The 6,465-nt window shown below is 68.1% G+C and carries 5 protein-coding genes and 1 pseudogene; 2 read left to right on the forward strand and 4 right to left on the reverse strand.

The window, feature by feature from the left end:
* Positions 1-100 precede the first annotated feature (100 nt).
* The 3 genes and pseudogenes from AB0E67_RS35860 to AB0E67_RS35870 form a co-directional block, all read right to left on the reverse strand.
* A pseudogene (locus AB0E67_RS35860) lies at positions 101-862 on the reverse strand (TniB family NTP-binding protein); the annotation flags it as partial.
* Positions 863-1,078: 216 nt separating this feature from the next.
* Positions 1,079-1,726: a hypothetical protein gene (locus AB0E67_RS35865; protein ID WP_362034975.1), complete on the reverse strand. Its 648-nt coding sequence runs from the start codon at positions 1,724-1,726 to the stop codon at positions 1,079-1,081.
* 670 nt (positions 1,727-2,396) lie between these two features.
* Positions 2,397-2,780: a hypothetical protein gene (locus AB0E67_RS35870; RefSeq protein WP_362034977.1), complete on the reverse strand. Its 384-nt coding sequence runs from the start codon at positions 2,778-2,780 to the stop codon at positions 2,397-2,399.
* 307 nt (positions 2,781-3,087) lie between these two features.
* On the opposite strand from AB0E67_RS35870, the gene AB0E67_RS35875 reads away from it, so the two are divergent.
* Positions 3,088-3,759, forward strand: coding sequence for a hypothetical protein (locus AB0E67_RS35875; RefSeq protein ID WP_362034979.1), 672 nt, complete (start codon positions 3,088-3,090; stop codon positions 3,757-3,759).
* Between the two features lie 638 nt (positions 3,760-4,397).
* Complete coding sequence (locus AB0E67_RS35880) at positions 4,398-4,607, forward strand: hypothetical protein (RefSeq protein WP_362034981.1); 210 nt, start codon at positions 4,398-4,400, stop codon at positions 4,605-4,607.
* 136 nt (positions 4,608-4,743) lie between these two features.
* Here AB0E67_RS35880 and AB0E67_RS35885 read toward each other — a convergent pair whose 3' ends face one another.
* Positions 4,744-6,057: an ATP-binding protein gene (locus AB0E67_RS35885; RefSeq protein ID WP_362034983.1), complete on the reverse strand. Its 1,314-nt coding sequence runs from the start codon at positions 6,055-6,057 to the stop codon at positions 4,744-4,746.
* Positions 6,058-6,465: the final 408 nt, after the last annotated feature.

A 6,465-nucleotide genomic window follows, 5' to 3' on the forward strand; every position in this document is an offset into this window, starting at 1 on the left:
GGGTGATGGGAGCCGTGTGAATCGAGAGGTTCACGCACGGTTCTGAGAGAGCCGGGAGGTGAGATCCCTCCCGGCTACTCGCTAGGGGTGTTTTGCCTGATCAGCGTGGGTTGGGTGAGTGGTTTCGTGTGATGTGGTGATGAGTTTCGGCGAGGTGGTCCAGGCGGACCTGGTCCAGGGACGCCTTGGTGATGCGTTCGGTGCCGTCGAGAATGCTCGTGATCGCGGCTTGCCGGATGAGTCGGGGGAGGCTCCCGATCCTTCCGGCGGTCCTTTGGTGGAGGTAGGCGGCGTGGCGGGGGAGTGTCCCGGCCCGGTGCGCCCGGAGATCGAGTGCGGCCTCTACTCCCGCGATCAGGTCTCTGAAGGGTTCGCGTGTGCCGAGGCGTGCCGGGAACGCCCCGCATTCCACGAGGAAAGCGCGTGCGGCGAGTTGCGCCCAGCGCACCCCACTGAACAAGGCAGTTGTGGTGACGTCGATGCCCGCGTACACGAACGTCGCCCCGATGCGTTCGGTGAGGTCTTTGAGGAAGTCGGCGGCCTGGGCGCCGGTGGTGGTACGGGGGCTGAGACGGTGGATCTCGTCGATCAAGACGAGGCGGACACCGGCCTGCTGGTAGGTGTGGCAGACCGCGTCGGTGATCTGGGCCTGGGTCATCCGGGCGGTGACGGGGACGCCGAGGTAGCGGGCGAACTCGGTGGCGAGGGTTTTCGCGGTGGCGCCGGGCGGCACTAGGACGTACGCGACCGGTACGTGCGGATGCTGGAGGCCGGGTCGTGGCGGGTTGCGGTGGGTGTGGGCGAGGTGGCAGGTGCGTCCGGCGTGGAGGAGCGCGGTTGTTTTCCCGGCCACCGCGGGCCCCAAAGTCAGCCGTACCCGAGTGAAACGGCGAGGTTAGACGCAAAAAAACCATCTGCAACAACGCCTGGCACTCTCAATGAAATTGACATAACACCAGGTCAGACGGCCTACCACCCCACCCGAAGCGCCTCGGCCGGTTCTCACCCGACCTGCAACACCCCAGCCCACAACGACCCGCCACACCTCAACCCACACCGGGAATCGATAGCCGCGCCGTCAGTTGCCCCAGACCACCGGGCTGTCGCTGTACGCGTCGCCCTTGTCGAACTTGGCGGCGGTGACCGGCGCGGTCTTCGTGGCGGACAGCGAGCAGGTCTCGAACGACGCGCCCTTGGTCTTGAACTCGGCGGGCGCGGACTCGTTGTCGCACTTGTTCGGGAGGTCGCCGATCAGGATGACGCCGGTGCCGCCGCCGCCCTCCAGCACGCCGTCCAGCTTGAGGGAGGAGTACGACAGGTCGGTGCCGCCGACGTTCTCCACCTTCATCCTGATGAAGTACGGCGTCATGCCCTTCGCCTTGTCGCCGAACTTGGCCATGTCCGCCTCGGCGCCCTTCTCGATCCCCGTGACGGTGACGGCGATGGTGCCCTTCTTCGACGTCCCGTAGGCGAACGGAAGTACGGCCCGATCGCCGATCTTGAGCTTCGTGCCCGGCTTTGTGACGGCCCCGGCGGCCGGGCCGTCCTCCTCTGTCTTGCCTCCGTCGGGTGCCGGAGTCTGCTCCTGCGGCGTGGACGACGCCTTGGCCGACGCGGCGGGCTCCTCCTTCGCCGGCCCTGCCTTGTCGCCGCCGTCGTCGCAGGCCGTGAGACCGAGTCCGACGGTGGCCAGGGCGGCTGCGAATGCGATACGTGCCTTGTGCATGTTCTCCCCCACTTGCTGGTGACGCTGGCATTGCCCGTGACGCATGCCCGTCACCGGGGCCGCGGGCCGTTGCGATGGCAGCCGGACACTACGCGTTCGTGCATGGCAGTACCCGTCGTGTCGGCATTCCAGTGGAATGGAACCATCACTATGCAAGAAGGGGAACGTATCACGCGTTTCGGTCGAAACATTTCCCCAGGTTTCCGACCTGGGGTGCTGGTCCGCCTAGCTTGGCTCTGCCGGGGATCTTGAGGATCCCCGGCGGGGCAGCGTGATCAACGGCCATGCTCGGCTCTGTTCAAGGACCGATGCAGTTGTCGAGGTGCCCGTTGTCGCTCCACGCCCGTTCTGGTGAGCAAGTCCCTTCTCTGACCGTGCAGGTCGCGCGAGCGAGCAACCCGGGCGACGCAACGGCGATGTGGGTGAGAGACCAACTGGGCGGACTGTAGGACGACCAGGACTTCGCCGACTGGTACCCGCGCAACGGACAGCCGGGGCTCTCGCCCGCCCAGTTGGCCACGGTCTGTATGCTGCAGTTCCTGCGCAAGGACGCCGGCCTCACCGGGAAGGACCTCTCCGCCCGGTGCGGCAGACGCTGGCCGCGGCGGTCTGACAGCGCGCCCCCGATCCCCGATGTGCTGCCCCGCGTCTTCGCCCTGGACCGTCCAGCTCAGTACATGCCGTTGAGGTCGTGCGGGTCGGAGCGGGGCCGGGGGATGTCCGGGTGGATCCGGCGCTTGAGGACACTCCAGCGGTGCCGGGCGCCTTGCCGCGAGACCTGCCAGGCGCGCCCGAGGTCTGCGAGGCTGGCGCCCTTCTCGACGGCCCGTGAGGCATAGATCAGCCGCAGATCGGCCAGTGCTTTCTGGTGGTCTTCCACCGCCGTCAGTAGAGCCAGCATGGCTTCCTTGTCGCTCTCGGCGCCCCACGAGGTGGATGACCGGCTCAGCGGCAGCGCGAGACCGGCCCGGACATCCCTTGAGCTCACCGACTTGGCCGCGTGCTGCTTGATCAGCGTGTGCAAGAGGTGCAAGCAGTCCCGATGATCCGCCATGCGACAAGAGTACTTGTCGCATCGTCAAGCACCAGTGCGACGCTGACCTGCGACGTCACCAGGCGGCCTTGCCTTTCCTGCGGCAGTGACTCAAGATTTACCCCGTCTCACCCCTGCCCGGAAACTGCCAGGAAAAGACAACCAGGGTGAAGGAGATACCTCCCTCGCCCTTTTTTCATGCCCGCATGCGGGCGCAGCCCGTCTGCCGCCCGCTGCCGCATCACCCCTTCACCCGGCCCTGCTCACCACCGAGCGGGGCCTTTTCCATGCCCGCGCCCGGCCGCGGACCACCCCGAAAGGCACAGCCATGCCCGACGTCTCTCACGACCCCGTCTACCTCTGGCTCACCGGCGCCCGCCCCACCACCCGGTCCGGCGCTCCCACCCCGGCAGACATGCCGACCCGAAGGCCACCCGCCACCGCTTCTGACATCGCCCGCCGCGAGGGCCTCGACCTCGGCGACCTCTCCCCCTACCAGCGCCGCGACCGGCTGGGAAGAGGAGGACCTCTGCGCACCCGCCGGAGCAGGAGACGAAAGCCCACCATGCTGGAAGCCGTAACGCGCCTCGCTGCGACGGAGCTGCGCATCCCGCGCGAGACGGCCGTCGCGCACGCACAGCGCTGGGCAGCCTCCCGCATCACCGAGCCGGACGAGGCCCTGGCATGGATCAGGCTGCTTGGCCTCGGCGGTCTCGACACAGCGCTGCGCCTGCGATGCAAGGGCGTCACACCCGCCATGGAGAAGATCCGCCGAGAAGCCGAGGAACAGGCCCGGCTCGCGGCCCGGGCCGCAGAAGACCGGGTCTGGGCCGAGATCGCCGCGCGGTACCGTCCCGGCATCGCGGCCCAGCTGCGGCTCAACGGCTGCACCCCGAACATGCTCGACCGCGTCATCAACGGCAAGACCGCCGACCAACTGCTCCGCGAAGGACGTCCCGTCCAGGTCGTCATCAACGCCCTGCGCGACACTCACAGCTGAACCCCGAAAGGCCCCTGCGGCCGGCCCCTGCGCGGGCAGTCATGCCGCGCCCCATCTGCCGGTGAGGGCTTGCCAGCGAAAGACGCAGGCCCTCACCGGCGCACTCAAAGAGCCGGGGACACAAGTTTGGCGCGGGCAGCGAAGAACTGTGGCTACTGCTGCTGGGACGCAGCAGTGCCTGGGCGGGCATTCCAGCGCTCGGGCCGCAGGATGGTCCGCCGGGGTGCCGGCGTCTGCGATATCTCCCACACGACTAGGGCAAGGCGGAACCTCCGCGGTGTTCCTGCGCCGGGCTTGCGTGCCTATTCCCCGGGCCCCACATCATGCTGCTCACGCCAGGGGCGCGTCGCCCGTATCGAGGCCCGCCCTTGTGGCGTACGCCACTTTGCGTTCGGCGGTGAAACATTCGGCGCTCGCCCCCACATAACTGAGCCAGAAGAAAGACGGGCTTGTGCGTCTTGCTCCCGGATCCCTCCTGGTGCTGTCCCACCGCCCCGGCCGTCCTTGTCAAGCGTTCGCGAATCCGCCCCGACGCCACGTCACCGCACCCCGTATGAGGGGCCGGAACGGATTTTCGCGAGAACTCGATCGCCCCGCGCTCAACCGAGCGCCCCCTTCGAACGAAACGGAGATCCCTCATGTCCTCGCGTGCCCTGCGCGTCCTGCTGGTCCTGACGCTGCTGCTGGTCCTGGTCGTCGTCATCGCCCTGGCGGTGGGCGGACTCGCCTACATCACGCACCAGCGCCCCACCCTCGCCACGCCGCTGACGGTCGCCATAGGCGGCGCGACGCTCCTGGTGACGTGCCTCGGCGCCATCGCCGCGATCGCAGTCCTCGCCACCCGGTGACGACGCACACACGCTCGCCCCGGGCCGGCCCCGCCGCGCCGGAGTCCGGGAGCCGAGCACTGCCGCTCCCACACGCGGCCGTACCGGGGTGCCCCCATGGTTGTCCGGGCCAGGTGACCGGCCGTTCCGGTGCCTCCTACACCGTCGGCGCGGTTGTGGCCCGATAGCGTTCGACAAGGGCTTCCATGCCCGTCAGACCGGCATCCAGTCCGAGTTGGCGGAGCCAGTCGTCCACCTGCTCCTGACGTTCAATGGCAACACGCAGATCTAGAGCGGGGTTCGCGCGGAAAATGCCCCCGGCTGACGTACCAGCGTCCGGGATCATCTCCAGGTCGGTGGAGGAGAGGAGATCCGTGATAGGCCGGTCGGCGACAAGGTGGAGCTCGCGGGGCTGCGCGACCAGGACGGTGTCGATGTCCGTGATGCGGGCGATCTCCGTGACGACATGGGGATCGACGGCGGTCTGGAGCAGGCCGTCGAATAGGACCGCCAGGTCCGATACCTCGTACCGGTGCCGCCACCCCATGCTCCCGGGGTCCTCGGCGTACTGCCGGACCCGGGCGATGACGTCAATCGTGATGCTCGCGACCGGAGGCGTGGACACAGAGCCGTAGACCTCGGGGAGATTGACCGTTACAACGGCCTCGACCAGGTGCTTCTTCACCGAGGGGCGACCGACGGCCTGCCATACAAGCCGGGCCTTCCGGGCTCTGTTGTGCCCGAGCCGACGGAAGGGCGTGGAGTAGTCGATCGCCCCACTCCCAAGGTTGCGCAGGGCGCGGGGGAAGGGCGAATCGTCCAACGCCTGCGCGAGTGCGGCCACGGCCCGCTCCGACAGCGGGCGCCAGGCGCCAGCCTCCCCCATCGGAAGGTTGATGCCAGTACGAAGGACGAAGTCATCGGTGGGCTTGCCCTCCCCGTCCCGGTTCAGGTTCGGGGCCATGACGTTCTGGCCCACGGGCAGTACGTCGGCAGTCGGCTCCTCGCGGGCGAGTTTGAGAAGCCGGTCGCGGTCGGCGGTGGAGTTCTGTCCACTCAGCCGGATCGGCGCCTTAAGGTCTATCAGCAGAGGTCGAGGGGCGGTGTTGGGATTCACCCGGACAACCACCACGCTGCGCCCGGAGTTGTCGTCGAACGGGACGGTAAAGAAGGCCGGCTCCCAGGGCGGGTCGAGCTTCTCGCTGCAAGTGCTGGCGATCTGGTCGATCGTCTTCTGGGCGTCGACGCCGACGACGCGCTCTGCGCCCGGCTCGGCCTTGTCGTTGACGCCCACCAGGATCGTGCCGCCGTAGGTGTTGGCCATCGCTGCGATGGTCTTCACCAGGCCGTAGGAGTACTCTCGCTTGAACTCCAGCGTCAGGCTCTCCACCTGGTCCGGCCGCGCGGCGAGGGCACGGATGCGCTCGATCGTCAGATCCGCCGCCGAAGCGGCGAACAATGAGTTGGTCATCTATGCATAGTCCACCAACGGCCCCGTCCGCACACCCAATTACCGCCAGCGGCAGGGGTCTGCTGCCGACCTCGACGAGCTCACACTCGGAGGCGATCAGGTGCCCATGACCGCCCGCCGGTCGAACCGGTCGGGCGTGGGGCCGATGACCGGAGCGGTCAGCCGCGCCCGGGTGCGGTGCCAGGGCCGACGAGGCTGGCACCGAGCGGGCGGGCGGGGCGACGGGGGAGTGGGGCGCGTTCAGCGGTCCACTCGCCCACGGCCGCGCGCTCGGCGGCGGGCAGTGCCTGGTTTGCACCAGCCGCACGGTCGACCTAGGACTTGTCCGGTCGATCATGTTCGGAGCCAGATGACGAGTGCTGCTGCCGTGGCGGTGCCGAGGTAGACGTAGCCGCGTTTGTCGTATCT

Origin of the sequence: Streptomyces sp. NPDC032161 (assembly GCF_040636995.1) — a bacterium.
Taxonomy (GTDB): Bacteria; Actinomycetota; Actinomycetes; order Streptomycetales; family Streptomycetaceae; genus Streptomyces.